We start from the raw sequence: 24021 nt of genomic DNA on the forward strand, positions 1-24021 counted from the left end.
TTTCTTTGTTTATATGTTGAAATTTTTGTAACTTTATAGCATATAAAACAGTAATAAAGAAACAATGGAACATTCAGACTTTGTAGTGAAATGTTATAATAAACAAGAGTTGGCCCAGATGTATTTTCCTGATTTGACGATTCGTGCTTCAGTCAATAAACTCCGGAGGTGGATGCGGAGATGCAAGCCGCTGATGAATGAGATACTATCTACTGACTTTCATCCGAAGACAAAGGCATTTTCTGTGAGAGAAGTGCGGCTTATTACCTATTACTTGGGAAAGCCGGGGGAACTGTAAATGATATAAACATAAAAAAGAACTACGGGAGACTGCACTTTCGCGAGCTCCCGTAGTTCTTTTTATATATTCATATACTCTTTTCGACTGTCAAAACAGGGACAAGCCTTATGAATCGAAGCACTAAGTTGATAATGTCCCAGGATTTGCGCATCCGGATACTGATGTTTGAGAATCGTCAACAAGTCAAGTAGCGCGAAGCGCTGCGCCTGTGTTCTCGTATCCGCCGGACGACCTTCTTCATCCAACCCACCTTCATAGCAAATTCCAATACTATGCCGGTTGAAACCTCGCACATGCGCACCGGGCTCCGATACCGGGCGACAATGGTGAAGTTCTCCATTACGGGTGATGTAAAAATGATACCCTATATCCTTGAAACCTCGTTGCAGGTGACATTGTCGAAGCTGCTCTACGGTGAAGGAAACATTGCAGCGCGTCGCGCTGCAATGAATCACCAACAACTTAATCTCACGTGGGAGATAGTTTTCTTCTGAATTTTCCATATCGGTCAGCAGGAGATTAATGTCCCACGCAGGACGTTACACCGATAGCCGAAATGATCGAAGTCGCGATAGTCACGATAAACTGGAGAATGTTTTTCCAAAGTTGCTTTTTCATATAAATTTGAATTAAAGAATAAATACTACTGATACATTATGAACTCAAGAACCAGTCAACAACCGGTTGATTATGCTGCCGGGTCCGGAGCTTCCCCGCTGCCGGAACCTCCCTGATTATCATCACCGCCATCATCAGGAAGCGGATCTTTATCCGAATCAGTGGAAGAATCACTCTTATACAATGTATAATCCAATGTCTTACACAACTTGCGGAGATCACTACCCGGATAGAAGAGCACTTTGCCCTTATCAATGCATGATGCCTTGAATTCCTTTGCCGTATCGGTAGGAGTACCGGTCTTGATACTCATACGGAAATTACCCAGGTCACCCATTTGGACGATATTTCCTTCATCCAGTACATTGACGATTTCGAGTAAAAACTCACCGATACAACCTTCTAGTTCCCCTTTGGAGTAAGAAGAACGTTCAGTGATACGTTTACAAACTTCCTTGACCGTCACTTTACGACCGCTACGCGCCACTGCATAAAATTTCGGAGTTTCACTAGGTTTCAACAGGTTCTTACGAGCCATGAGAGTGTAATTCTGTGCCATAACTTTTAATTTTAAATCATTAATTTTTAATTGTCTAATTGCCTTGTAATCGATTACATGACAAAAGTACTACATCGGGAAAGCGGCATGACGCATAATGACGCACACAGGCGCACAGATAAAAAGAAAAAACATCGGGAGATTTGTATCGAAACTTCCCAATGTTTGATTTCAATCATTGAGATGTTTTTTTCAAATCTCCCGATGTTTTTCCGGACTCTTCAAAAGGACAAAAGGACAAAAAGGACAGATGTGACTATTGCTCATTCATCTTGGTGTAAGAACCATGAGATATCTTATTGATCTTTACTCCATTAAGCGATTTTAGCAGACGTGTTACCTTACGATGGTTGAAATCATATTTTGCGCCAATCTGAATCGCTTCATCTGTCGTGAAACTATCGGGCAACTCTTGAACGAAATTACGAATAGTGTCCGGATTCTTCAGTGGACGGACCGAAGGAGACGGCATGGATGAGTGCAACAACCGGCTATGCTCGTAACAACATAGAACGATCTGAAGAGAACGCTCAAAATCAGCGTCTGTGCAATAAATCTCGGGAGAAAGATCGGTTACCTCAAATTGCCGGATACGGGTCTGGATCATGCTGATGCGCATCACCAGAAAAGCATAGCGTTTCACTACAGCTTGGAGGTCATCGTTGCCTTCCAATGCCACCTCGGACAGCATACGTGAGAAAATCTCATTCAGACGGTTCCATTGCAGGCGGTTGAAATGAAAAAGAACCGGATGAGCCAGACAGAAGTGATATAATTCGGAGACACGATGCGCAATCGGTTTGAAAGAATCTTCCAGTGAGACGCAGTCGTCGCCCATTTCTTTCCAGTGCGGAGCTTCGCGGAAAGTGTAAATCAGGGTGCGGCTGGGCAATCCGTTTTCGTAGCTGCTCAATAGGCCGTCTATTTGTCCGGGAGTACCCGTCAGCAACAAAGCCAATTTGGGATGGCGTATATAGATCGGAATGAGGCCGTTGGCTTTGTAGGAAGAATCTATATTTTCGTGCTCAAAAGCCTTGCGGAGCATATCGTCGAAATTGCCACAATCCAGATGATTGGCTGTGGATAGCGTTTGTGCCTCCGTGTCGAAAATGATGCTTCCCTGTGGACCGTTGTCCTGCATCTGCATTTGCATGCGGGTATAGCTGGTAGTAGCAGGAATGAATAGCATTTTGAAAGGAGGTCGTTGAGGTTCTTCGGAGCATGCTTCTCCTTTCTTTTTCTGTTTTTGATATTCTGATTGCCAGTTATTATGTACAGTTTGGTAGTTTTTCATCATAGATTCACTGGTAGACAGGATTTCTGAATGTATTTCTTCCAACAGGTATCGTCCGGTTTGGGCGATGCTTTTACCACTGGCGGCAGGCGAAAGTATGACACTGAATATATGCGTGGAGTATTTTTTATGATTATAAATTCCGAAAGTCTGCGGAAGTGCTGCGCTCAAGGCCGTGAGATCGGAAAGGAGAGCGACATCTTGTTCGCGTTCGCTTCCGTCTTCAATGATACAGTCATTTAATAGGTCGGGAAGATTATTGTACAAACTGCGGGGAAATAAAGGAGTTCCTTTTCGGAATTCTTCTCCCAGCCAATAGGCTTCGTCGTCGGTATCGGAATTTTCTGCAGTACTATATTGTCTTTTTGTCCTTATGTCCTTTTGAAAAGAAGGGGCGCTGGCCGGAGAGGAAGCGGGTGCATGTTCATTAACTTGTTTATATCCAGACGATAAAACCTTTGTTAGTTCTTCGGGACGAAAATCCGTGTGCTCGAAAAATACAGTAAGTTTCGCGTAATATGCTTTTCTGGGGATAGTGTCGGCGGCAGGCTTCGCAGGCAAGTTTGAAGACGTTGGAATGGCGCTGACCGGCTGTTAGCGGATGAAAGAAAATATAGGACGAAATAAATTGGGCGATTCCTTCTTCAGACACGTTTTCCGGAGTATTATCCTGAAGGGGAAAGGGAGGAAGCACTTCATTTTCAGAGAAAGTGTTTGTTTCTTCTTTTATAAGTGGCTCCAACACAAATGCCTGATAGAGCGCCGCAACATATCCGTTGGGGGAATAACTGAAATAACACAGGCGACTTTCGTCCTTGCATGCCGGGTCACTCTCCAATCCCAGCAGTTGATTGTAGTAGCGGCTCACTAGTTGCTGCCCTTCACGATGGCGGTTTTCGATACCTTCTACATAGGCGAAAACTTTCACTCCGTCGGTAGGGCTTTCTATTGCCGCTACTGTGTGGGGATCTGCCGCACAACGTTGGATGACTTGAAGACGATCTTTTACATGATCGTAATCAAGTCCGACAATATGGCTGGGGAGAAGAAAGTTTTTGATAGCGTGCGCTCCGTCGAATGTGCCTGCCGGAGTGAAGCAGGGGAGTTGGTTTTTCAGCTTCTGTGCCGCGGCATGGTCTCCTTCTGCATAGTACCGCCGAATAGCGTTTATGATGGAGGCATAGATCGGATGAATGCACATAATAATGACTTCAAGGAAAGACATGACTCGGGGCTTTTTTGAATACACATTTTCGTAAACCGAGACTTTGATTTCTTCTAAAACTTTCATATAAAATTGTTTTTGTAAGATTGAGCTACCTGACTATCAGATAACGGGAACAAAGGTCGGGATATTAAAAATAGGGTTGCTTCCCTATGTGGATAGCACTTGATAAAGCAAATAAAAAATGAAATATTATAATTTATTAATCATAGAATGACATGGCAAAAGAAAAACAGGAACCTTATGAGTTTTTAAGCAATTTGGTATTGGCTTTAATGGATATGGATCGTATTTTCAGTAACAGTTTTTTCATAAGCGAATTCGCTATCTCTCCTAAAACATTAGGGGAGATAAGGCGGGGAGAGGATATGTGCATTTATCAGTATGTACGGGTGATCCGGTGTATGACGAAATATCTTCATTTGATTATTCAGCTGGATATGTTGCTGAAGGAGTTAAGAATCGTACTGTCTTCCCATTGTGACTTGGTGGTCGCTACGGTTCCGCATCGTTCTTGCGGAACTTGTCAGCCGACAGAATGGGTGGCAGTGATGCATTGGGATGGAGTGAAATTGTGATTTCTACAGAAAATAGGGCATTTTTTCAATCTTTTTGCCCGATTTCTTTCTTTATTTAATTTTTTTTATATCTTTGCTTTCATATTGAGAAACACGGATAAAAACTCACTTATTTATTCATATAAATTTAATAAATTATGTTCAAAGCTCCTTTCTCATTTGACGGGCGTATTCGTAGAATTGAATATTTCCTGTCGGGCATTATCGGTGGTATAGTTTCCAGTATTGCATGGGCACTTGGTGTAGGTACATTTATTTTGGGTGCTGCCAGCGGATCGGCCGGTGGATCAGTATTTGGTTTATTGATCGGTCTTGCTGCTATGATTGCTTCCATTTGGTTCTCTTTGGCACAGGGTGTGAAACGTCTGCACGACTTAAACAAATCCGGTTGGCTGATTTTGTTGTGCTGTGTGCCTATCATTGGTTGGATTTTTGCATTGTATATGTTGTTTGCAGATGGTACGGTAGGTCCTAATCCTTACGGAGCAGATCCGAAAAACCGTATGCCATATCAGGCACAGCCTGCTTCTGTAAATGTGACTGTAAACGTTTCAAGAGAAGAGGTGAAAGTTGACAAGCCGGTGGAGGATGCTCCCGCACCTGCAGAAGCTCCAGCGGAGGAGAATAAAGAAAAAGCTGAATAATCTTATTAAAGAAGAAATAAGAAAGCCTCTTGCAAAATTCGTTTTGCAGGAGGTTTTTTGTTACTAATCTGTTTGTTATTCAATATTTTGTATAAATTTGTAGAATAAATAATCAATCTATCGAATATGTATATGTTAAGCACAGTAATCTCTCAAACTGGTGAATGCAATGCACAGCACGCGACAGACCCTTGTTTTTTAAATCAATGGGGATATTCTACCCTTTTGTTAATCATTATCGGGATAGGTTTAGTATACCTGCTTTTTAAGAAACGGAAATTCTTAGTGGATAACCTGAAATGGATTGCAGGTACGGTATTTATTGCAGGTTTCCTGATATATTGGTATGCTTTTAATGAGGGAGGGAGTGATAGTAATTCGATAGCGTTGACGTTTAGGTCTGCTCTGTCTTCTATGGAAATGTTCGCTTCGCATTCCGATCTTTTGGAGGTTCCTGAAGATCTGCATCATGATCCTTTCTACATGACGATATTTTCTGTGATACATTTCCTGGCCGTTATAGTGAGTGCGGTTTTTATCATCAAACTGTTAGGATTCAGATTCATCTCATGGGTGCGGTTATGTATGGCGAATCTTTCAAGAAAGAAGAAATGCCGGCTGTTTATTTTCTGGGGTGTCAATGATAATGCGATATTGCTGGCTAACAGTATAAGAAAAAAAGCGGCAGAGCCAAAGGGGAAGAATGAAGAAGGATGGGAGAATTGTAAGTTCATTTTCGTGAGGTTGCTTTCTGCTAATGAAAGCAGTTCTCATGGCCGGTTCACATTCAGTCATTTCTTTAATTCGTCTCATGACGGAACTGAAAAATTCATAGAAAAGATAGAAGAGCTTGACGGCATACTGGTTAACTCTAAATTTGGAATCACAGGCCGGGTTATAGATAAAGTCAAATCGGAATTTGATTTATACAAATATCTCGGATTGAGGAGATTGGGAAACCTAATCAAGAAGTACCCGCAGGCAACTTTCTATTTCTTGTCTCCCAATGAAGAACTGAATCTGGAGGCGGTGTCTGTTTTTAAGGAAATAGCGAAATGTAAAGAAGATAGAGTCCATAATCAGGTTCAGATTTATTGCCATGCGCGTAAGAACAACCAGAACCAGAAGTTGGAAATATGTGATGGGTTGAAACATCAGATTCATATCATCGACTCGTCTAATCTTGCTGTATTGCAATTAAAAAAGAATGTGAGGAATCACCCCGTGAATTTTGTAGATGTCGATACATCGAAGGCTTGTGTAAAGAAACCTTTTACGTCGATGATTATTGGCTTTGGAGAAACAGGACGTGATGCATTTCGTTTTCTATATGAGTTTGGGGCATTGATCGATGTAAATGGCAATAGGAACCCTCAAAAAATATATGTGGTTGATGAACATATGGATGAATTGAAAGGTGATTTTTTAATGAAAGCACCTGCCTTGAAGGAGAGGAAAAATGAGTTGGAATGGTGTGAAGAAATGTCTATCCATTCCGAACGTTTTTGGGAAAAATTTTCTGAAATCATTCATGATCTAAACTATGTTGTAATTGCTATAGGAAATGATAATGAAGGGATGGCATTGGCGATTGATCTCTACGAATATGCCTATCGATATAGAAAGGATTGTTTCAATGATTTTAGGATTTATCTGCGCGTCAATGGAAGTTGCAACACCATTCAGCTGAAGCAAATAAAAGAGTATTTTAATATTTATGGCAATACCCGGGATGTAATCATAACTTTTGGAGCGCAGGAAGAAATATTCTCGTACGATGTGGTATCGACAGATGTGCTTGAAGTATTGGCAAAGGAATTTTATTATGCATATCAGAAAATTATGATTGACGCAATGCCTGAAACGAATGAGAAGGAAATTGAAGAGAAGAAGAAAGCGAAGGAAAGCCTGAAGCAAACAGCGGAAGAAGAATGGAATGCGCGTAGAGAGGCATTGCAGGACAAGCATAGCTTGGATGCACAAATTAAATTGGCTTATCAGGAAGAGCAGGATAGGGCTAATGTATGGCATATCGATACCAAAAAGTTTTTAGCCGGGGCCATGGGAGAGGATGGCAAAGATAATAAGGAAAGATTGAAAGAGATGGTTGAGCTGACGCAGCGTGATGCCCATACATTGAACTATTCTAAGGTTTGTGACGTTGTTTCCAGTACATTATTTGATAATTTGAGTAAGTGCGAACATTTGCGTTGGAATGCATGTATGGAACTGCAAGGATTTGTAACGTGTGACGGAGATAAAGACTTTCAGCAGAAGAAGCATAAATGCATCGTCGATAATGATATTTTAAGAAGTAAATATCCGGAAACCATCCCTTATGACCAGTGTGTGGTTGAGCTAAGTTTTAGATTGAAAAAGAACTAACTATATGACAGATCAGGAAATAGTCGACGGATTAATCAATCGGGATGAAAAAATCACCGATTGGTTTTTCAACATAAAATATCGTCCGTTGTTTATCAATGTAATTAAGCTGATATTTGATTACCAGGTTGATTACGATGAATGTATCAGCGAACTCTACTATCATCTAATGAAGAATGATGCTGCCGTTCTTCGTAATTTTGAGGGACGTAGCACCATTGGAACATGGATTAAGATTGTGGCAATTCGTTTTTTCTGTTCCCGGAAAAAACGTGAACAGATGATAGAAGACGAGAGTAAAGAGCCTCTTTATGAGCAGAATCATGAAGAAGAAATAGACGACTCTGAATCGAAAATAGCCGCAAAGATTGATTTGGAACGTTTGTTCGATCTGATGTCGAATAAGCGGTATGTGATGGTCATCAGGGAATTAGTACTCAAAGAGGTCGAACCTGAATTTTTAGCATTATCTATGGGAATAACTGTTGCTAATCTGTACAATATTAAAAAGCGTGCGCTGGCAGCATTGGCTCACTTAGCTATGAATGATAAGAAGAAGTATGAAAACAAAAGATAAAAATATGATAACCGAAGAATTGTTGGCTGCTTTTGAAGAAGGTAAGACGAATGCTGAAGAAACAGCTTTGGTACTTGAATATCTGGCGACTGATGAAAGTTTGCAAGAGGAATTTATCTTGTCTCAACAGTTGGATGCCATGATGGGAGCTGATGATGAAGAAACGGACTTCCTGCCAATGGCGCAGATGGCAGCCAAATCGGAAGGTAATCTTTGTGATTTCCAGTGTGAGCAGTTTATTTTGAAACGTAGAAAGATTGAATATAATTCGGATGAACTCTCGGAGGAGGCCAGGAATAACAGTTGGTTGAGGGAGAGGGGAACTCCTTTGCATAGTGTAGGCCGCCTGCTCGAACAACGCGGATTGATTGTGATGCGCAGTTATGGTTCCAGTATTGACAGTGTCATACGTGCCCTCAAGGCCGGACATGATGCGATTGTTGTGGTAAATAGTTGCCGGTTGCCGGGAAATAGTGAGGAGGAAATTGCTTATCATGCAGCAGTAGTGCTTGATGTAAATGAAGAGGAAGTGACGCTTTATGATCCTGCAACAGGAGAGGAAAGTACGGCCTATCCCAAGGATCACTTTATTGCGGCATGGAATGATGCAAAAGCGTATCTTGCGAGAGTGAAAGTGCCTGATCTGGATTATAATCCGCGGCCTATTGATCTGGAAGATGTTGAATTGAGCACTGATTTGATTGAATTGCGTGAAGCCATTGCTGAAAATGCGCACGAAATCTGGGCCGACCAGCGCCAGGAAGAGGGATGGACTTATGGACCGCAGAGGGATGACGAGAAGAAAGAGACTCCGGACATGGTGCCTTATTCCATGCTTCCTTATTCGGAAAAAGAATATGATCGACGTATGGCGTTTGATACGATCAAGCTGATGAAAAAGCTGGGGTATAGTATTATCAAACAGGGCGATACGGCTCTTCATAATGAGCTGATGAGAAAATTGAAGAATGAAGGTGATGCCAAAGTCTGTGAATGTGGTGCGTCTATTTTTATGGACCAAATCTATTGCAGTCATTGTGGTAAAAAGATAGATTGGAAATTGTTCCGCTAATATATAAATAATGAATCATAAAATGAAAGAGTATATTCCCAATCCGGTGGATACAGGACATATCCAACTCCCGAAGGAGTTGGAATATTTGGTAGAAGAGATGGCTAAGAATGTTCATGAAGTCTGGTCGAAAACCAGAATAGAACAAGGTTGGACGTATGGAAAAAAGCGGGATGATGTGTTGAAGCAGCATCCGTGCCTGGTTCCGTATGAAGAATTACCTGAAGAAGAAAAGGTGTACGACAGAAATTCTTCGGTGGAAACCTTGAAACTGATTATGAAACTAGGGTTCAAGATTTCGAAGGATGAGGAATAGGCGATTTGCCTGCATCCAACAAGATAAATGGTGCCCAATATTTACTGTCTGCATATCCGTTCTCACGAAGGTACTGTTGCGCTTTTATAAGAGCCTGTCGTTCGGATAACCCTGAAATGATGTTCTCATAGAATTTAGTCATGAGAAGCATGGAGGCCTGGTCGTCAACAGCTGAAAGTGTCATGAGGATGGTTTGTACTCCTGCATTCTTAAAGCCTCGTTGAAGACCGAAAAGACCATCCGCACCAAGAGTACCTTGACCGGTGTTGCAGGCAGAAAGAACAACCATACGACAACCGCGGAGGTTTAGTGTACTGATTTCATCTGCACGGAGCAGTCCGTCGTTATTCTCTTCCGTGGCATTGGCGCCGGACATAATCAGGAAGCAATGCTTCATCGCATCATCGGCTTCACGTTGCTTCAATTCTTTATAGTCTCCGTGAGTAGCTATGTGAATCAACGAAACAGCTTTGCCGTCGAGTGCCCGGAACTGCTTTTCCGTTCCGTTTTCACCTACGAATAGATTGGTTTTAATCTTCTTTTCTTTCAATAGGGAATTTACGTTATTTACTTCATTGAGCGTATATGGTAACTCATGATACCCATTCTGTCCGTTACGGAATTTCCCGGAGTTATGATCTGTAGAAACAATATTGCGAACTTTGGTTGAAGCCATTTCGTAGTCTAATCCTCCGAAAAGTGCGGCTGATGAGTAGTTCAGTGAAGCTTTGTCGAGTGCGATTTCTTTTGTTGACGATAAACGATAGACGGCTTTCTGGAATGCTAACGGCAGGTTACCCGCTCCATACGGAAGATATTCTACAGGTAACTGATGAAGTATCCCGTCAGGTGAAAAATAAATAGTATCCGCTTTGCTGATATATTCATCCAGCGCTTTCCAGAAATGTGCCCCGTTTTCGGTTGTGGTGAAAGCCGTAGGCGATTGCATCTCTTTCGATAGCAATTTCTGACTCATTAACTTGATTGCGGTGGGAGACGTGTCGCCCGGACGAAGTACGAAAGCGGCCAGGTGTTTGTCCGGAGCTAGTAGTTCATCGTCTATGAGAGCAAATTCTATGGCGATGGAGTTTCCATGCAGATGCTTTTGTACGTCCTGCCATTTGACAGAAAGATAACGGGTATAGTCGCCGAAATCAGTAGATTTTCGCATCAAGTCCAGTTGCAGCTGTTCATACTCCTCTTTCTGGCGGATGATATTTTTCCGTGCTTCCGTCTGATTGGTTGCATTCGGGAGTTCACTTTGCATGGATAAAATTTGTTCCGCCATAAGGGTAGCCTTGTTGTATTGGTCGAGCAGGGATTTATCTCCCGAAGCGCGGATCAGAGACTCCAGTTCAATAGACGAATTGAGCATAATACCTTTTGAAAACAATAATGCATCGTAACCTAACCGGGCAAAACGTTGTTTTTGTTCAGGTGTACCTGTTGCGGCGATATTGGCTGCACGGAGGGGAATACTGTCCAGTGAGGAACGGATATCCTTCCAGAATGCCAGGCGTTCATCGGCTTTCGAGAGACGGAAAAGATTACGCAGCGCGGTTGTTTCGCTGGAGAGGAAAGGTTCCATATAGGCTAATGCCTTGTCGGTCTGTCCTTGGGTATAGTAGATGTCAGCGATAGTCCCTAATGCGGAGACATACATCAAACCGTCTTCTCCCCATTGCAGGCGATAAGCGTCCAATTGTTCAAGATTCTCTTTCAATAGCCTGTTTAAAACCGCCATTCGTTGACGTTCGGCATCCTGTTCTGTCTGCCTGGCTGCTGTCTCATTGCCCATCATGGTGTGGCAACGATTCAGACTGCTAAGTGCATCCTGATATTTTACATCACTGCCGGGAAGAATTTTGTAAATGTCTGCAGCCTGTTGGTAGTTTGCTGCTGCTTCTGCATATTGTTTTTGTCGGTATAAGATACTGCCTCTGGAACGCAGAATTTCCCCCATCTTATCTGACTTATCACCCGTCGGAAGCAGTTTTTCGGCTTTTGTGAGTATTTCGAGGGCTTTTCCGTACTCCTTGGTGAATCCGTAGTTACGGCACAATGCAACGGAGGCGTCTACATATTTGTCCAGTTTGTCCGGCAACATCTGTGCATAAACCGACAGTGCCTGGTTGAGCATACGATTGGAGGCCTCATACTTGGCGGCAATGCTATAATTGAGTCCGCCCAGATAAGATTCCAATGCAAATTTAGCCTGTTCGGCAGGATTGTTGCGAAGGATGTCTGCTGCCAGTTCGTAGTATTCGCCGGCAGATGCGTGATCTTGTATTCCGGAAAGAAATTGCGCATAGTTGTGGCGTACTTTAAAAACAATCTCCTTATCAGTATTCACATCGCATTTCTTTAAAGCATCCAGAAAATGTGCCCTTGCCTTATCATTGTTACCTATGCTGGCAAAATACTGGGCACGCTCGGTCAGGCAATCAGGTTCGTCGCAAGGCTTTTCCAATTCTTTTTTATTGTGAGCTTCTACCAATTTCATGTATTCTAATACTTTCGGCTGATTGTTCAGTTCCACGTAGATGGATGATATCCAATCGAGAAGTTGCTCGTATTCTTTTGAATCGTCAGGAAAGATGTTGAAGGCCTGCTCATAATAAGTGACTCCTACATCTTTACGTCCCGACAGGTAGTACAACGAACCTATCTGCTGGAGTTGACGGGCAACTGAAAGGGACTTTTCGCCATACATCTTTTTACTGATGGCTATTTCCTCTTCTACGATGGCACTTGCTTTGTCCATTTCTCCTAAAGCTATGTAGCAGCGGGCGAGATTGATATGAAACATGAATGCCTGTTCAGGACGGGGCTGAATGCGACTGCACAGTTCCCATGTCTTGCCATGAATTTCTGCTGCTTTAGGATAGTCTTTTGCAACAGTCAGGTAGTAGAGTCCTGTGTTGTTCAGGGAGGAAATGTATTTGATATTTGTTTCGCCCAGTATGGTCTTGCGCATATCTGCTGCCATTTGTGTATAGGTTAGTCCTTCGGGACGTTCCAGATTCAGATAACAACGGCCGAGAATGTGCAGGCAGGTAGCGCGTTCCGCACTCTGTGTCTTTCCTGTTTTGACATATAATTCATCCGCTTGTTTCAGTTTGGTAATGGCAGTTGGGTAATCTTGTTTACTTTCTAGTTTTTGAGCTTCTTCAACCAGTAGGTCGGCTTGGCTTGTAGTCTGTGAGTAGGCTGTCAGACATAGACAGGCTAATAGAGATAGAATGAATTGTCGCATATAATAGAGATTTTAGTGGATTAAAATAAGATCAAGGCAAAGCTCCCGTCTCTCTTGCTTTTATTGGTGATCGAGACGATGATTTTATATCGTTCATCCGAGCTAACCTTTTCTTTTCGGAAGGGAAGACCTTTCCGGACGCTGTCATTACATTTGTATTCCCGTTCACTTTTCGATTGATAACCGATTGTCTTTATTTTCCAACTGAAAGAGCGATTCACCTCTGCCACACAGCCTATCTGCGAGGTTCCCGAACAGCTCGGAATCTCGAAAGTACAGGTCTGACCGGCAGCCACCATTTTGGTATCTAATCTTACTTTGTTGGCGGAGTCCTTATCACCTCTCATCCTCGCTTCTGCCGCATACTTGTCCGCAATTTCATAGATTGTTTCATTATCAACGCAGGCTTGAATGAATTCGTAGTCAAATACCAGATGTCCTTTCAGGCTCAAGACATCGCCCTTGGTTTGTTTGACGGTTAATGGGATAGGGGCTGCATCACGCAGCGTTTTGCTTACTGCCAGCAGTTGTTCGCCACTGGCAAAGCCGCCGTCCAATGCTTCACATGCTTTCTTACAGGCGTCGAACACCGTTTCAAAGGGTGTCGTTGTCTGTGCATTGGCACTCATTTGCCCTCCGATGGAAAAAAACAGGAGGATGAATACTCTGAAAATAGTTTTCCTGCTCATTTTTATTCTGCATTCATAGTGTTATTGAATAGGATTAAGTACCACACGAAATCCGATATGTGGTTCTGATGTATCGTAAGTCTGTACGCTACGATGGCGAATGTCCATATCACGTTCGTTGGCCAGGTAGCTGCCTCCTCTCACTATCTTTTTATGGTGTCCGGGATTCTCTGCCGGACCTTGGGGATCTGTGACCCGTGTATTTTCATACCGGCTCATCCAGTCTGTACACCATTCGGCGGCGTTGCCTGACATGTCGTATAAATCGAATCCGTTTTCGCGTTTCTCGCCAACGGGATGCAGGCGTTCATTGGCATTGGAGGCATAGTAGGCTACATCACGAATGTTGTCTGAACCGGCATAAGGATAGCTTTCGCCTCCGGCGGCTGCATACTCCCATTGCGCCTCCGTAGGGAGGGAAAAAGGTAAACCGGTGAGCTTGTTCAGTTTCTTGGTGAAGGCCTCTGCATCATTCCACGTTATATGTGTCATAGGCAGCATGCCTTCTTCCGTAACAATGGAGTCATTCATAATGGCATACCACAACGAACGTGTTACTTCGTATTTACACATATAATAATCGGAACTTAATACAACGGTGTGCTGCGGTGAGTCATATCCTTTTCCCATAGTTTTCCCCATGATGAATTCTTTGTTTTTGGCCGGAATCAGCAGCATATTATTCATCATGTCCACCAGGGAGCGGAGCTGGGGCAGTGTGATTATGGGATTCCATTTTACGTCTACCCATTCTTTCTCTCTGTCTTTTATATCCCTGTTTCCGGTGTTGTTTACGGAGGCGCGTCCGTCATTCCGGAGCACATTGAATTCATGCAGGATGGAGTCGCACGTAGATTTCAAAGAACTGTCCGGGTGTTTCTTTATGAAACTACTGTAATCGTCATAAGTGCGGCAATCCTTGAATTCCAGTTTTTGTTCTGCCGTTCTTTGGATGGAAGTATAAGTTTTGTTTCCTGCTACTATTAATGATAGAGCAATGAAAGTCATCACAAGCCATTTGGCAGATACATAAGAAGGTTTTGATAACATTTGTTTCAGGAGGTCACCCTTTATATCTTTGAATCGGGCTACTCGTGAGTTGCTGTAAAATACAGCTTGAAAATCTTTTAATCCGCTAATGTCCGGTGGTAGTTGCAGGGTGGCGAAATCATAGCTTTCACTTTCCTGCGGAGCAATCGGAATGATATTTATCTGTTTGGGGTTTCTACTCCGGCGGTGTAACGCACGGCCTAATTCTATCCGGACAAAATCGATTTCTCCGGTATGGCTGATCTGCTTAATTTCCGTTTCAAACTCTTCATAGGTCAAGGATGCCATCCGTTCGTAGAAAGCCACTTCTTCCATGTCCCATGTTGCTTTTTCGCCTGTCTCGACCGCTTCTTCATTGAGCGGGCGGATCGTTGTAAACGTCTCCGGCACCATAAACATAATGAAGTCTTTGCACTCATCAATACGGCGAATCAACTCAACATCAAACCGACCGTTTAAATTGTCTTTATCAAAGCTCACCCTTTTGCGGAATCCGGATTCTTCCAGCATCAGTTGTAGCATTTCAGGCTTGTCGCCCGAACATCTTTTACGGTAACTTATGAATATGTCGTAATTATGCTTGCTCATCAGCTGCTAAGATAATAAAAAGAAACAGATTTGTCAATCTTACTCGAAATTTATTTTTATCTTTGAAATTCGGTAAACAGAAAAAAGAAATATATATGAAAAAAGTAATTTGCAGTGAGAAAGCTCCGGGGGCTATCGGCCCTTATAGTCAGGCGATAGAAGCCAATGGTATGGTATTTGTGTCCGGTCAGTTGCCTATTGATGCCGCTACGGGACAGATGGCTGAAGGGATAGAAGGACAGGCTCGCCAGTCGTTGGAGAATATCAAACACATTCTTGAAGAAGCAGGATTGACAATGGGAAACATTGCCAAAACCACTGTCTTTCTTCAGGATATGTCCCTGTTTGCAGGGATGAACGGTGTGTATGCCACGTATTTTGACGGAGCCTTTCCGGCACGTTCGGCGGTTGCCGTAAAAGCTCTGCCAAAGGATGCGTTAGTAGAGATTGAGTGTATCGCGGTTCGCTAACAAATCTGCGACAATGAAACTGCTGCCTCCTACAAAGATCAGATCTTTGGGGGGGCAGTTCTTTTTTGCCGCCTGTACAGCTTCTACAACAGTGGGGTAGGTGGTACCTTTCAATCCGGCTTCTTCTGCCAATGCCAGTAGTTCATTTTCCGGAAGCGCGCGTTTAACGCTTGCTTTGGTAAAATAATAGGTGGCATATTTCGGCAATGCTCGCAGAACCCCCCGGATGTCTTTGTCATTGACCATGCCGAATACAATATGGATCTCCTGATCGAAGGTTTTGTGAATGGCATTGAGCTGTACATGGATATATTCGATTCCATCAACATTATGTCCCGTGTCACAGATAATATCCGGATAGCTGTGTACTTTCTGCCAACGCCCCATCAGACCGGTGAGCTGACATACGTTTGCAAGACCTGCGCGATAGTCCTGGGATCTGATGTTGTAGTTCAGACGGGTCAGTGTCGCAAGGGCTTTTAGGATGGTAAACATATTTTCGAATTGGTAAGCTCCGCTCAACTCTGTGAAAAGTCCGAAAGGAAACATCTCATTGTGGATTTTGATAGCATCTTTTCTTTTGTCGAGTATCTGGTCTAGCGTACGTAGACTGTCTGACAGGTCTAACATGAGTAATGCTTGCCGCATCTGGTTTGCCTCTTCTTCTGATTGTTCGTCCATTGCTTCGATCATTTCGTGCATGCTCTGAATTGTGTTGTCCATCATCGGTCTTATTTCTTGCAATTTCGAATAAGGAACTATTTCCATGTCCCAGTACCGGGCATTTTCACGGGCATATTCGATAGGCGCATTCTTTTCTTTAGCTTTCATGGTAAATACACGTTTCACTGCCCCTTGGGCTCTGCCGATAACGACCGGAACTCCTTCTTTGATAATTCCGGCTTTCTCTTTGGCAATCTTCGTCAGCGTGTCACCCAGATATTGGGTGTGGTCGAGGCCTATGTTGGTGATAACACACAAATCCGGATGGATGATATTCGTACAGTCCAATCTTCCGCCCATGCCTACTTCGATAACTGCTACATCTACTTTCTGGTCGGCAAAATAACGGAATGCCATAGCGGTGGTCAGTTCGAAGAATGAAGGGTGCAGCGGCTCGAAGAAAGAGCGATGCTCTTCTACGAAATTGACTACATACTCTTCCGGTATCATCTCACCGTTGATACGGATACGTTCGCGGAAGTCGATTAAATGAGGGGAGGTGAATAGTCCTACCCGGTAACCGGCGCACTGCAATACGGCTGCGATGGTATGTGAACAGGATCCTTTTCCATTGGTTCCGGCGATATGTATCGTCTTGAATTGTTGATGAGGATGCCCAAAATGTTCGTCCAATTTGTGTGTGGTCTCTAAACCCGGCTTATATGCTTTGCCTCCTATTTGTTGAAACATTGGCGCACTCTCATATAAGTACTTTAAAGTGTTCTGATAGTCCATGTTTTATAATATTTAACGTCGGGCAATCTTTATTGCCCACTAATTTGTTTATCTTTAGAACCGTCAATCTGACTATAAATGGGGGATTGGCGAATGAGATTGCAAATATCAACATTTAAATCTAAGAAATCATGGGAACTAAGAAAAATTTTGTGCTAGACACAAATGTTATTCTTCACGACTACAATTGCTTGAAGAATTTTCAGGAAAATGATATTTACCTCCCTCTTGTTGTACTCGAAGAACTGGATAAGTTCAAAAAAGGAAACGAGCAGATAAATTTCAATGCTCGTGAGTTCGTGCGCGAATTGGATGTGCTGACAAGCGACGAGCTTTTCTCCGACGGAGTGAAGCTTGGCGAAGGATTGGGACGTCTGTTTGTCGTGACAAGCAATGTGCCGGCTGCCAAAGTGTGGGAATCGTTTCCTATAAAGAAACCCGATCATTTGATTTTGGCGGCAACCGAATACCTGACCGACAAGTATCCGAAAATGAAATCTATCTTAGTGACCAAAGATGTGAATCTGCGCATGAAAGCCCGTTCAATCGGTCTGCTTTGCGAAGATTATATTACGGATAAGGTGGTAAATGTAGATGTGTTCGAGAAATCTAATGAGATTTTTGAAAATGTAGATCCGGCATTGATCGACCGTATTTATTCTTCAAAGGAAGGCATTGACTTGAGTGAATTTGACTTTAAGGATTTGATTCATCCCAATGAATGTTTTGTATTGAAGAGTGACCGGAATAGTGTATTGGCACGCTACAATCCTTTTACCCATTCTATTATCCGTGTGATGAAGGGTAAGAATTATGGAATCGAACCACGGAATGCGGAACAGAGTTTTGCTTTTGAGATTCTGAATGACCCGAACATCAAACTGGTGGCTCTGACAGGAAAAGCGGGAACAGGTAAGACTTTGCTGGCTTTGGCTGCTGCTTTGGGCAAGCTGACGGATTACAAACAGATTTTGCTGGCACGTCCCGTTGTGGCGCTTTCCAATAAGGATATCGGTTTCCTTCCGGGAGACGCACAGGAAAAAGTAGCTCCTTATATGCAGCCGTTGTTTGATAACCTGAACGTCATAAAACGTCAGTTTGCTACAAACTCTACCGAAGTGAAGCGCATAGAAGATATGCAGAAAAGCGAGCAGCTGGTGATTGAAGCTCTGGCATTTATCCGTGGTCGTAGTTTGAGCGAAATGTATTGCATCATTGACGAAGCGCAGAATCTGACCCCGAATGAAATAAAGACAATCATCACCCGTGCAGGAGAAGGTACGAAGATGGTATTTACGGGAGATATCCAGCAGATTGACCAACCTTATCTGGATAGTCAGTCCAATGGCTTGGTATATATGATTGATCGTATGAAAGACCAGAATATCTTTGCACACGTCAATTTGCTGAAAGGTGAACGAAGTGAATTGAGTGAACTGGCAAGCAACCTGTTATAACAGATTTCTCTGCTAAGCGAGATAAATTAATAAGTGATTAAAAAAGTAAACGGTGAACATCCTGTTGCAAATAGCACAATTTGTTCACCGTTTTCTTTATTGATTTAGTATACTTTTTCCTTATTCTTTCTTTCCGAAATATTTCAGGAACTGTGTACGTTCGAATGTATTAACACCCTGAACATCCTTAATATTCAGTTTGCCTTTGAATTGAGCTATATTCCTGAACCCTTTGCGTTCCATCCATGCAGAGAGGAAGCGGTTGGCTTCTCCGATGAATGCATTTGTATTTAGATAGACTGCGCTACAAACTTCTACAGCCGAAGCACCGGCAAGGATAGCTTTCACTACTGATTCTGCATTGGCAACACCACCGGAAGCTGCATAGTCGATCTTGTCTACTACTGCAGACGCAATTCCGATCCAACGAAGCGGAATGGCGAGGTCGGAAGCATTGCTGAATATTTCGCCTGAAATATGCTCCATCTTTTCGATATTGATGTCCGGCTGATAGAAACGGTTGAAGAGAACAACTGCTGCTGCACCGTTGGCATACAACTGATCGATTAATGCCACAGGATTTGTCAGGTTATCACCCAGTTTCATGATTACAGGTATCTTGATTGTTTTTTTAATGTGGCGGAGAATATCGATGTGGCGTTGTTCGAATGAACCGTATGTATATTGCACTTCCGATTGCAGGGCAAGGATATTGATTTCCAATGCGTCGGCACCGGCTTCTTCAATCATCTTTGCAAAGTCAATCCATTCGGAATCAGTGTAGCAGTTGATGCTGGCAATGATAGGAATGGGGCATACCTTCTTACTTTCTTTTATTAAAGTCAGGTATTCGGATAGCTTGTGCTCACGGATATATTCTTCCAGATAGTCACTGGCTTCCGGATAGAAAGCCGGATCTTTCAGTTGGTCTGCTTCCAGCATGATCTGTTCCTCAAACAGTGATTTCAGAACAATTGCACCGGCACCATCTTCGGCCAATTTTTTGTTTTTGCCGGCACTGTTGGTCAGCCCCGAGCTACTGATAATGATAGGGTTTCTAAGGGAAAGCCCTGCGAAAGTAGTTTTTAAATCGGTCATAGCAATATGTTTTTTACTCCTGATTAATAAATTCGTTCTCCGAAAATCTTGCTTCCTACCCGTACCAGCGTACTTCCTGCGGCAATGGCTTCGTGGTAGTCATGTGACATTCCCATCGACAGCTCGCAGAAAGTATCGGAGTGGATGAACCAAGTTGTTTTTATCTCGTTAAAGAGCCTATTTAGTAAACCAAATTCCCGGTTGATTTGTTCAATGCAATCGGTGTTGCTGGCCATCCCCATTAATCCGCAGATGCGTACATGAGTCAGCTCTTTCCATTCTCCGGCATTCAACATCTCCTTACATTCTTCGGGACTGAAACCAAATTTGGTTTCTTCCTGCGCAACGTGAATCTGCAATAGGCAGTTCACTGTACGTCCCGCTTTGACAGCTTGTTTGTTGACTTCGGCCAGCAGTTTATAACTATCAATTCCATGAATCATCGCTACGTATGGTATCATGTATTTGATTTTGTTCGTCTGCAGGTGTCCGATGAAATGCCATTCAATGTCTTTGGGCAAACTTTCGTATTTAGCTGTCATTTCCTGCACTTTGCTTTCTCCAAAAATACGCTGTCCCGCCTGATATGCTTCTTCTATCGCTTCATTGGGATGGAATTTTGAGACAGCAACCAGCCGGACTCCTTGAGGGAGTTCGGCCAGCACTTGCTTTAAATTGTCAGCAATACTCATTGTTACTTATGCTTTTGATGGGTCAAACTCCGGTTTGTCATTCGGTTCGGCGCTGTAAGGATATACATCCATGAGCGGAGTCTCGGATACCATACCGATCTGATAATCTGCCATGGTTCCTTTCATTCCTTCATCCAGCTTCTTGACTGCGTCGCGCAAGTCGGCAGCTTGTACCAGTACTTGGGTGGAAGTCTTTTTTTCAGCACCGCTTTTTTCATCCAGAGTGATGAAAATAAGTTTGCATTTGAACCAGCGGTCGGCACTTTCTTCGTCGCTAGGGAAAAGTTCGCTATAGTTGGCACGTTTAATATCCGAAACGGTAAATTCTCCGGAGATAAACGGAGTCATTTCTTCAATAATCCGTGCTTCTGCTTCTGTAAAACTGAGTGCGTCAACAAGATAAGGTTCAGTTACTTTCTTCTGCATTCCGTTTTCCATTACTTTTTCATAACGGATCTTGCACTCAAACCATGTATGCATTGCCATAATTTTCTTCCTTTTTAATTAATTGATTTATGTAAATTGCCTACAAAGATAAACAAAATCCCAAAGTAAGTGCCGAAAGCTTTTTATTTTCTTTTATGCAGATTCTTTAATTCAAATGAAAGCATGACACGGAAAAGTCCGATGATGAGGAAAGCAAAAGAAATCATATACACTGCGTAGAGCGCTCCTATGGCGGGTTGCCATAATATTAAAAGAGAGCACAGGATGGCAAGAATACCGAAAGCCATGTACCAGCCCCAGTCGCGGGTTCCGTAACGTTTCAGGTCGATGGAATAGCCGGTGGAGGAGAACCCTCGGAACATAAGCCAGAAGGCTATGATGAAAGGGATAACTTCCATGCTGACCATCGGATAGGCAATCAGGTAAATACCCAGAACGAGGTCGATGAGTCCTCCTACGATATACCACCCCCAGCTCGGGACACCTTTCCGGTTGCTAAGAGCGAAGATGATTTCCAGAATACCGCTTATCAGCATCGATACACTGAAAATGATACTTAGAGCTACATAGGTGCTTACGGGTGAGAACATGAGCCAAAGGGCTACAATGATATACACGATTCCCAAAAGAAGAGAAGTCCACCAATTTTTTACTGAATGTTGAATCTCATTGAATACAGTTTCCATACATTTTATATTTTAAATTGAACACTAGAGTGATTTCGTTGAGGAATAACAAATTGAATTTAGAAAAGGTTTTCCGTGAACATATTTGGGGGAATAGTTGTTTCCTATATAAAGTAAATTTTAAATATACATGCATTATGGCAACAACAAATTTCAAAGGACAACCGGTGAAACTGATCGGTGAATTTATACAAGTAGGTAAGGTAGCTCCTGACTTCGAGCTGGTAAAAACAGATTTATCTTCTTTCTCTCTGAAAGATTTAAATGGTAAAAATGTGATTTTAAATATTTTCCCTAGTCTGGATACCAGCGTATGTGCAACTTCTGTACGTAAGTTTAATAAAATGGCTGCCGGATTGAAAGATACGGTAGTATTGGCTATTTCTAAGGATCTTCCTTTTGCACACGGCCGTTTCTGTACGACAGAAGGTATTGAAAATGTAATTCCATTGTCTGATTTCCGCTTCTCTGATTTCGACGAAAGTTACGGAGTGCGTATGGCAGATGGTCCGTTAGCAGGACTTTTGGCGCGTGCGGTAGTTGTGATTGGCAAAGATGGCAAAATTGCATATACGGAACTTGTTCCTGAAATCACCCAGGAGCCTGATTATGACAAAGCCTTAGCTGCTGTAAAGTAATATAGAATATGGAGTATTAAGTATTAGGTATTAACTATTAGTTGCAGCTAATAAACGAATATGGCTAATACTTAATACTTAAGCCTGCTACTTATCTTAAAGATTTTGACCTAATGGGAACTGGTAAAAAGGCTTGGTAAACTGCCAAGGCTCCGTTCTTGTTAGGTTGTGTTTTTTCTACACTAAACCTCAACTATCATGAACAAAATGAAAACTCTATTCATCGCCCTGTTATGTATGGGCGTTGGAACCTTGTCGGCCCAAACTGCCGATAGTACACAAATTTCTCCCTGGACAAAAGAAGGATTTGCCGGACTGAAACTAACGCAAGTGAGCCTCACTAATTGGGCTGCCGGAGGTGATAACTCCGTTGCCTTTGACTTGCAGGGCACTTATCAGATTAATTATAAGAAAGGAAAACATCTGTGGAATAATCGTATCGAACTGGCTTATGGATTAAATAAGACCGGTGACGACGGAACCAGGAAAGCAAATGATAAAATCTATTTGAATACGAATTATGGCTATGCTATTGCCAAAAGTTGGTATGCCAGTGCGTTCGCCACTTTCCAGACACAGTTTTCTCCAGGATATGACTACTCCGTCAATAAAGACATTGCTATCTCCGAATTTATGGCTCCTGCCTATTTGACTACCGGTTTGGGCTTTACGTATGATCCGGGTAAGATATTTACCGTTGTATTGTCTCCTGCTGCGTGGCGCGGAACATTTGTACTCAATGACCGTCTCTCTGACGAAGGAGCTTATGGAGTGGATCCGGGCAAACATCTATTATCCAGCTTCGGTGCTAACTTGAAAGGAGAAGCCAAATATGAATTCTTGAAAAATATGACGGTATATTCACGTTTGGATCTATATTCCGATTATCTGCATAAGCCGCTGAATATAGATGTGAACTGGGAAGTACAAGTAAATATGATTATCAATAAATGGTTCTCAACCACACTTACTACTAACCTGATGTATGACGATGATGTGAAAATCGTGCAAAAGGATGGTACAAAAGGTGCTCGTGTGCAATTTAAAGAGATATTGGGAGTAGGAGTTCAGTTTAATTTCTAATTAGCTCTTATCTACCACAAAAAATAAACCACAGAGGACGTAGAATACACAAAGAAGTAAGAATTTAACGGGTAATAGCCGATTTACAATAATGGATGCCCCGGTAACTCTATGTTCTTGCTTTGTGTTCTCTGCGTCCTCTGTGGCTTTGCAATGAGTATTTTACTACTTATTTTCTTTTTTTCAGCCCTTTATAAGCCAAAAAAACGATTACAATTACCACCACTGCTATAATGACATAGCCGATTTCGTGACTGTATTCGGTGGCCATTACATAGACATCGTTAGTCGTTTTGGGGTCTGTAAAACGGTAAATCAGGTATCCGAGCAAAGCTAATATGCTGTTCCATATAGCAGCGCCGAGAGTTGTATAAAGCAGGAAAGGACCTATTTTCATGCCGGCTAACCCTGCGGGAATACTGATAAGTTGGCGTACAGCCGGAATAAGACGGCCAAAGAAAGTAGAGGCTGCACCGTGCTTTCTGAAATATTCTTCTGCATGGTGTATTTTCTCTTCGTCAATAAGGCACATGTGCCCTAAACGGCTGTTAGCGAATTTATAGATAATAGGACGACCCAACCAACGTGCCAGGTAATAATTAACTAATGCACCGATATCTGCTCCTATAGTTGCAAATAGGACAACGAGAAAGATATTCATACTGTCGTCTGCCATAGCTTTCCATGCGGCAGGGGGTACTACGGCTTCCGAGGGGAAGGGAATAAAAGAGCTTTCGATAGCCATAAAAATAGTGACTACCCAATAGTTCAAGTTTTCTAATACCCATTTAAGAAGTTCTGCTACTGATTCCATGTTTTTTGAGGATAGAATTTATAAAT

Annotated in this window: 23 protein-coding genes and 1 pseudogene; 11 read left to right on the plus strand and 13 right to left on the minus strand. The window is 42.6% G+C overall.

All coding sequences use genetic code 11. The features are described 5' to 3' along the window. Nucleotides 1–64 precede the first annotated feature (64 nt). A complete protein-coding gene (locus BSCG_RS04150) occupies nucleotides 65–298 on the plus strand; it encodes a DUF4248 domain-containing protein (protein WP_004296628.1) in 234 nt (77 codons plus the stop codon). A gap of 62 nt (nucleotides 299–360) precedes the next feature. Here BSCG_RS04150 and BSCG_RS29100 read toward each other — a convergent pair whose 3' ends face one another. From BSCG_RS29100 to BSCG_RS30945, 4 genes and pseudogenes are all read right to left on the minus strand, one after another. Next, nucleotides 361–804 (minus strand): N-acetylmuramoyl-L-alanine amidase, encoded by a 444-nt coding sequence (locus BSCG_RS29100; RefSeq protein ID WP_008020284.1) that lies wholly within the window; start codon nucleotides 802–804, stop codon nucleotides 361–363. Between the two features lie 16 nt (nucleotides 805–820). Further along, nucleotides 821–919: a smalltalk protein gene (locus tag BSCG_RS30155; RefSeq protein WP_004303901.1), complete on the minus strand. Its 99-nt coding sequence runs from the start codon at nucleotides 917–919 to the stop codon at nucleotides 821–823. 70 nt (nucleotides 920–989) lie between these two features. Beyond that, nucleotides 990–1478 (minus strand): HU family DNA-binding protein, encoded by a 489-nt coding sequence (locus tag BSCG_RS04145; protein WP_004296631.1) that lies wholly within the window; start codon nucleotides 1476–1478, stop codon nucleotides 990–992. A 256-nt stretch (nucleotides 1479–1734) separates the two neighbouring features. After that, nucleotides 1735–4063, minus strand: a pseudogene (locus BSCG_RS30945) (DUF3987 domain-containing protein). Nucleotides 4064–4215: 152 nt separating this feature from the next. Between BSCG_RS30945 and BSCG_RS04135 the strand changes: the two are divergent. The 6 genes from BSCG_RS04135 to BSCG_RS04110 all read left to right on the plus strand — a co-directional run bounded on the left by BSCG_RS04135 (nucleotide 4216) and on the right by BSCG_RS04110 (nucleotide 9569). Continuing rightward, nucleotides 4216–4575 carry a hypothetical protein gene (locus tag BSCG_RS04135; protein ID WP_004303898.1) on the plus strand — a complete coding sequence of 120 codons (360 nt, stop codon included), beginning with the start codon at nucleotides 4216–4218 and terminating at the stop codon, nucleotides 4573–4575. Between the two features lie 137 nt (nucleotides 4576–4712). Next, nucleotides 4713–5219 carry a DUF805 domain-containing protein gene (locus BSCG_RS04130; RefSeq protein ID WP_004303897.1) on the plus strand — a complete coding sequence of 169 codons (507 nt, stop codon included), beginning with the start codon at nucleotides 4713–4715 and terminating at the stop codon, nucleotides 5217–5219. Nucleotides 5220–5345: 126 nt separating this feature from the next. After that, complete coding sequence (locus BSCG_RS04125) at nucleotides 5346–7604, plus strand: hypothetical protein (protein ID WP_008777188.1); 2259 nt, start codon at nucleotides 5346–5348, stop codon at nucleotides 7602–7604. A gap of 4 nt (nucleotides 7605–7608) precedes the next feature. After that, entirely contained in the window at nucleotides 7609–8181 is a 573-nt protein-coding gene (locus BSCG_RS04120) for a sigma-70 family RNA polymerase sigma factor (RefSeq protein ID WP_004296637.1), read from the plus strand. Between the two features lie 4 nt (nucleotides 8182–8185). After that, a complete protein-coding gene (locus tag BSCG_RS04115; RefSeq protein WP_004310255.1) occupies nucleotides 8186–9253 on the plus strand; it encodes a RyR domain-containing protein in 1068 nt (355 codons plus the stop codon). 22 nt (nucleotides 9254–9275) lie between these two features. Next, entirely contained in the window at nucleotides 9276–9569 is a 294-nt protein-coding gene (locus tag BSCG_RS04110; RefSeq protein WP_004303891.1) for a RyR domain-containing protein, read from the plus strand. Here BSCG_RS04110 and BSCG_RS04105 read toward each other — a convergent pair. The 3 genes from BSCG_RS04105 to BSCG_RS04095 are packed head-to-tail and all read right to left on the minus strand — an operon-like array spanning nucleotide 9544 to nucleotide 15152. Then, nucleotides 9544–12825 (minus strand): CHAT domain-containing protein, encoded by a 3282-nt coding sequence (locus BSCG_RS04105; RefSeq protein ID WP_004321205.1) that lies wholly within the window; start codon nucleotides 12823–12825, stop codon nucleotides 9544–9546. The genes BSCG_RS04110 and BSCG_RS04105 overlap by 26 nt on opposite strands. A gap of 20 nt (nucleotides 12826–12845) precedes the next feature. Further along, complete coding sequence (locus BSCG_RS04100; RefSeq protein WP_004310258.1) at nucleotides 12846–13514, minus strand: hypothetical protein; 669 nt, start codon at nucleotides 13512–13514, stop codon at nucleotides 12846–12848. A gap of 21 nt (nucleotides 13515–13535) precedes the next feature. Then, nucleotides 13536–15152, minus strand: a complete 1617-nt coding sequence (locus BSCG_RS04095) for a formylglycine-generating enzyme family protein (RefSeq protein ID WP_008777189.1) — start codon at nucleotides 15150–15152, stop codon at nucleotides 13536–13538. A gap of 95 nt (nucleotides 15153–15247) precedes the next feature. Here BSCG_RS04095 and BSCG_RS04090 point away from each other — a divergent pair, with 95 nt between their 5' ends. Then, the gene (locus tag BSCG_RS04090) at nucleotides 15248–15622 is read left to right on the plus strand and encodes a RidA family protein (RefSeq protein ID WP_004303886.1); all 375 of its coding nucleotides are present in this window, start codon (nucleotides 15248–15250) and stop codon (nucleotides 15620–15622) included. Here BSCG_RS04090 and BSCG_RS04085 read toward each other — a convergent pair. Continuing rightward, the gene (locus tag BSCG_RS04085; protein ID WP_004303885.1) at nucleotides 15590–17080 is read right to left on the minus strand and encodes a bifunctional folylpolyglutamate synthase/dihydrofolate synthase; all 1491 of its coding nucleotides are present in this window, start codon (nucleotides 17078–17080) and stop codon (nucleotides 15590–15592) included. The two genes, BSCG_RS04090 and BSCG_RS04085, sit on opposite strands and share 33 nt — an antisense overlap. Nucleotides 17081–17211: 131 nt before the next feature. On the opposite strand from BSCG_RS04085, the gene BSCG_RS04080 reads away from it, so the two are divergent. Then, a complete protein-coding gene (locus BSCG_RS04080) occupies nucleotides 17212–18537 on the plus strand; it encodes a PhoH family protein (protein ID WP_004296645.1) in 1326 nt (441 codons plus the stop codon). A gap of 120 nt (nucleotides 18538–18657) precedes the next feature. On the opposite strand, the gene BSCG_RS04075 is transcribed toward BSCG_RS04080, so the two are convergent. The 4 genes from BSCG_RS04075 to BSCG_RS04060 all read right to left on the minus strand — a co-directional run bounded on the left by BSCG_RS04075 (nucleotide 18658) and on the right by BSCG_RS04060 (nucleotide 21460). Beyond that, entirely contained in the window at nucleotides 18658–19635 is a 978-nt protein-coding gene (locus BSCG_RS04075) for a dihydroorotate dehydrogenase-like protein (protein WP_004296646.1), read from the minus strand. A gap of 23 nt (nucleotides 19636–19658) precedes the next feature. Beyond that, nucleotides 19659–20327, minus strand: coding sequence for a YggS family pyridoxal phosphate-dependent enzyme (locus BSCG_RS04070; RefSeq protein WP_004296647.1), 669 nt, complete (start codon nucleotides 20325–20327; stop codon nucleotides 19659–19661). A 6-nt stretch (nucleotides 20328–20333) separates the two neighbouring features. Next, a complete protein-coding gene (locus BSCG_RS04065) occupies nucleotides 20334–20813 on the minus strand; it encodes a DUF4494 domain-containing protein (RefSeq protein WP_004296648.1) in 480 nt (159 codons plus the stop codon). An 83-nt stretch (nucleotides 20814–20896) separates the two neighbouring features. Further along, the gene (locus BSCG_RS04060) at nucleotides 20897–21460 is read right to left on the minus strand and encodes an HdeD family acid-resistance protein (protein ID WP_004296649.1); all 564 of its coding nucleotides are present in this window, start codon (nucleotides 21458–21460) and stop codon (nucleotides 20897–20899) included. A 137-nt stretch (nucleotides 21461–21597) separates the two neighbouring features. On the opposite strand from BSCG_RS04060, the gene tpx reads away from it, so the two are divergent. Continuing rightward, nucleotides 21598–22098 (plus strand): thiol peroxidase, encoded by a 501-nt coding sequence (tpx, locus tag BSCG_RS04055; RefSeq protein ID WP_004296650.1) that lies wholly within the window; start codon nucleotides 21598–21600, stop codon nucleotides 22096–22098. 198 nt (nucleotides 22099–22296) lie between these two features. After that, nucleotides 22297–23181 (plus strand): DUF3078 domain-containing protein, encoded by an 885-nt coding sequence (locus tag BSCG_RS04050; RefSeq protein ID WP_004296651.1) that lies wholly within the window; start codon nucleotides 22297–22299, stop codon nucleotides 23179–23181. A gap of 169 nt (nucleotides 23182–23350) precedes the next feature. On the opposite strand, the gene BSCG_RS04045 is transcribed toward BSCG_RS04050, so the two are convergent. After that, on the minus strand, nucleotides 23351–23995 hold the full coding sequence (locus BSCG_RS04045; RefSeq protein ID WP_008777191.1) for a DedA family protein: 645 nt from the start codon (nucleotides 23993–23995) through the stop codon (nucleotides 23351–23353). Between the last annotated feature and the right edge of the window lie 26 nt (nucleotides 23996–24021).

It is taken from the genome of Bacteroides sp. 2_2_4 (genome assembly GCF_000157055.1).
Lineage (GTDB): Bacteria > Bacteroidota > Bacteroidia > Bacteroidales > Bacteroidaceae > Bacteroides > Bacteroides ovatus.

Excerpts from the sequence above, each read along its gene's own strand:
- BSCG_RS04150 (WP_004296628.1), top strand. The coding sequence starts at position 65 with ATGGAACATTCAGACTTTGTAGTGAAATGTTATAATAAACAAGAGTTG.
- BSCG_RS29100 (WP_008020284.1), bottom strand. The coding sequence starts at position 804 with ATGGAAAATTCAGAAGAAAACTATCTCCCACGTGAGATTAAGTTGTTG.
- BSCG_RS30155 (WP_004303901.1), bottom strand. The coding sequence starts at position 919 with ATGAAAAAGCAACTTTGGAAAAACATTCTCCAGTTTATCGTGACTATC.
- BSCG_RS04145 (WP_004296631.1), bottom strand. The coding sequence starts at position 1,478 with ATGGCACAGAATTACACTCTCATGGCTCGTAAGAACCTGTTGAAACCT.
- BSCG_RS04135 (WP_004303898.1), top strand. The coding sequence starts at position 4,216 with ATGGCAAAAGAAAAACAGGAACCTTATGAGTTTTTAAGCAATTTGGTA.
- BSCG_RS04130 (WP_004303897.1), top strand. The coding sequence starts at position 4,713 with ATGTTCAAAGCTCCTTTCTCATTTGACGGGCGTATTCGTAGAATTGAA.
- BSCG_RS04125 (WP_008777188.1), top strand. The coding sequence starts at position 5,346 with ATGTATATGTTAAGCACAGTAATCTCTCAAACTGGTGAATGCAATGCA.
- BSCG_RS04120 (WP_004296637.1), top strand. The coding sequence starts at position 7,609 with ATGACAGATCAGGAAATAGTCGACGGATTAATCAATCGGGATGAAAAA.
- BSCG_RS04115 (WP_004310255.1), top strand. The coding sequence starts at position 8,186 with ATGATAACCGAAGAATTGTTGGCTGCTTTTGAAGAAGGTAAGACGAAT.
- BSCG_RS04110 (WP_004303891.1), top strand. The coding sequence starts at position 9,276 with ATGAAAGAGTATATTCCCAATCCGGTGGATACAGGACATATCCAACTC.
- BSCG_RS04105 (WP_004321205.1), bottom strand. The coding sequence starts at position 12,825 with ATGCGACAATTCATTCTATCTCTATTAGCCTGTCTATGTCTGACAGCC.
- BSCG_RS04100 (WP_004310258.1), bottom strand. The coding sequence starts at position 13,514 with ATGAGCAGGAAAACTATTTTCAGAGTATTCATCCTCCTGTTTTTTTCC.
- BSCG_RS04095 (WP_008777189.1), bottom strand. The coding sequence starts at position 15,152 with ATGAGCAAGCATAATTACGACATATTCATAAGTTACCGTAAAAGATGT.
- BSCG_RS04090 (WP_004303886.1), top strand. The coding sequence starts at position 15,248 with ATGAAAAAAGTAATTTGCAGTGAGAAAGCTCCGGGGGCTATCGGCCCT.
- BSCG_RS04085 (WP_004303885.1), bottom strand. The coding sequence starts at position 17,080 with ATGGACTATCAGAACACTTTAAAGTACTTATATGAGAGTGCGCCAATG.
- BSCG_RS04080 (WP_004296645.1), top strand. The coding sequence starts at position 17,212 with ATGGGAACTAAGAAAAATTTTGTGCTAGACACAAATGTTATTCTTCAC.
- BSCG_RS04075 (WP_004296646.1), bottom strand. The coding sequence starts at position 19,635 with ATGACCGATTTAAAAACTACTTTCGCAGGGCTTTCCCTTAGAAACCCT.
- BSCG_RS04070 (WP_004296647.1), bottom strand. The coding sequence starts at position 20,327 with ATGAGTATTGCTGACAATTTAAAGCAAGTGCTGGCCGAACTCCCTCAA.
- BSCG_RS04065 (WP_004296648.1), bottom strand. The coding sequence starts at position 20,813 with ATGGCAATGCATACATGGTTTGAGTGCAAGATCCGTTATGAAAAAGTA.
- BSCG_RS04060 (WP_004296649.1), bottom strand. The coding sequence starts at position 21,460 with ATGGAAACTGTATTCAATGAGATTCAACATTCAGTAAAAAATTGGTGG.
- tpx (WP_004296650.1), top strand. The coding sequence starts at position 21,598 with ATGGCAACAACAAATTTCAAAGGACAACCGGTGAAACTGATCGGTGAA.
- BSCG_RS04050 (WP_004296651.1), top strand. The coding sequence starts at position 22,297 with ATGAACAAAATGAAAACTCTATTCATCGCCCTGTTATGTATGGGCGTT.
- BSCG_RS04045 (WP_008777191.1), bottom strand. The coding sequence starts at position 23,995 with ATGGAATCAGTAGCAGAACTTCTTAAATGGGTATTAGAAAACTTGAAC.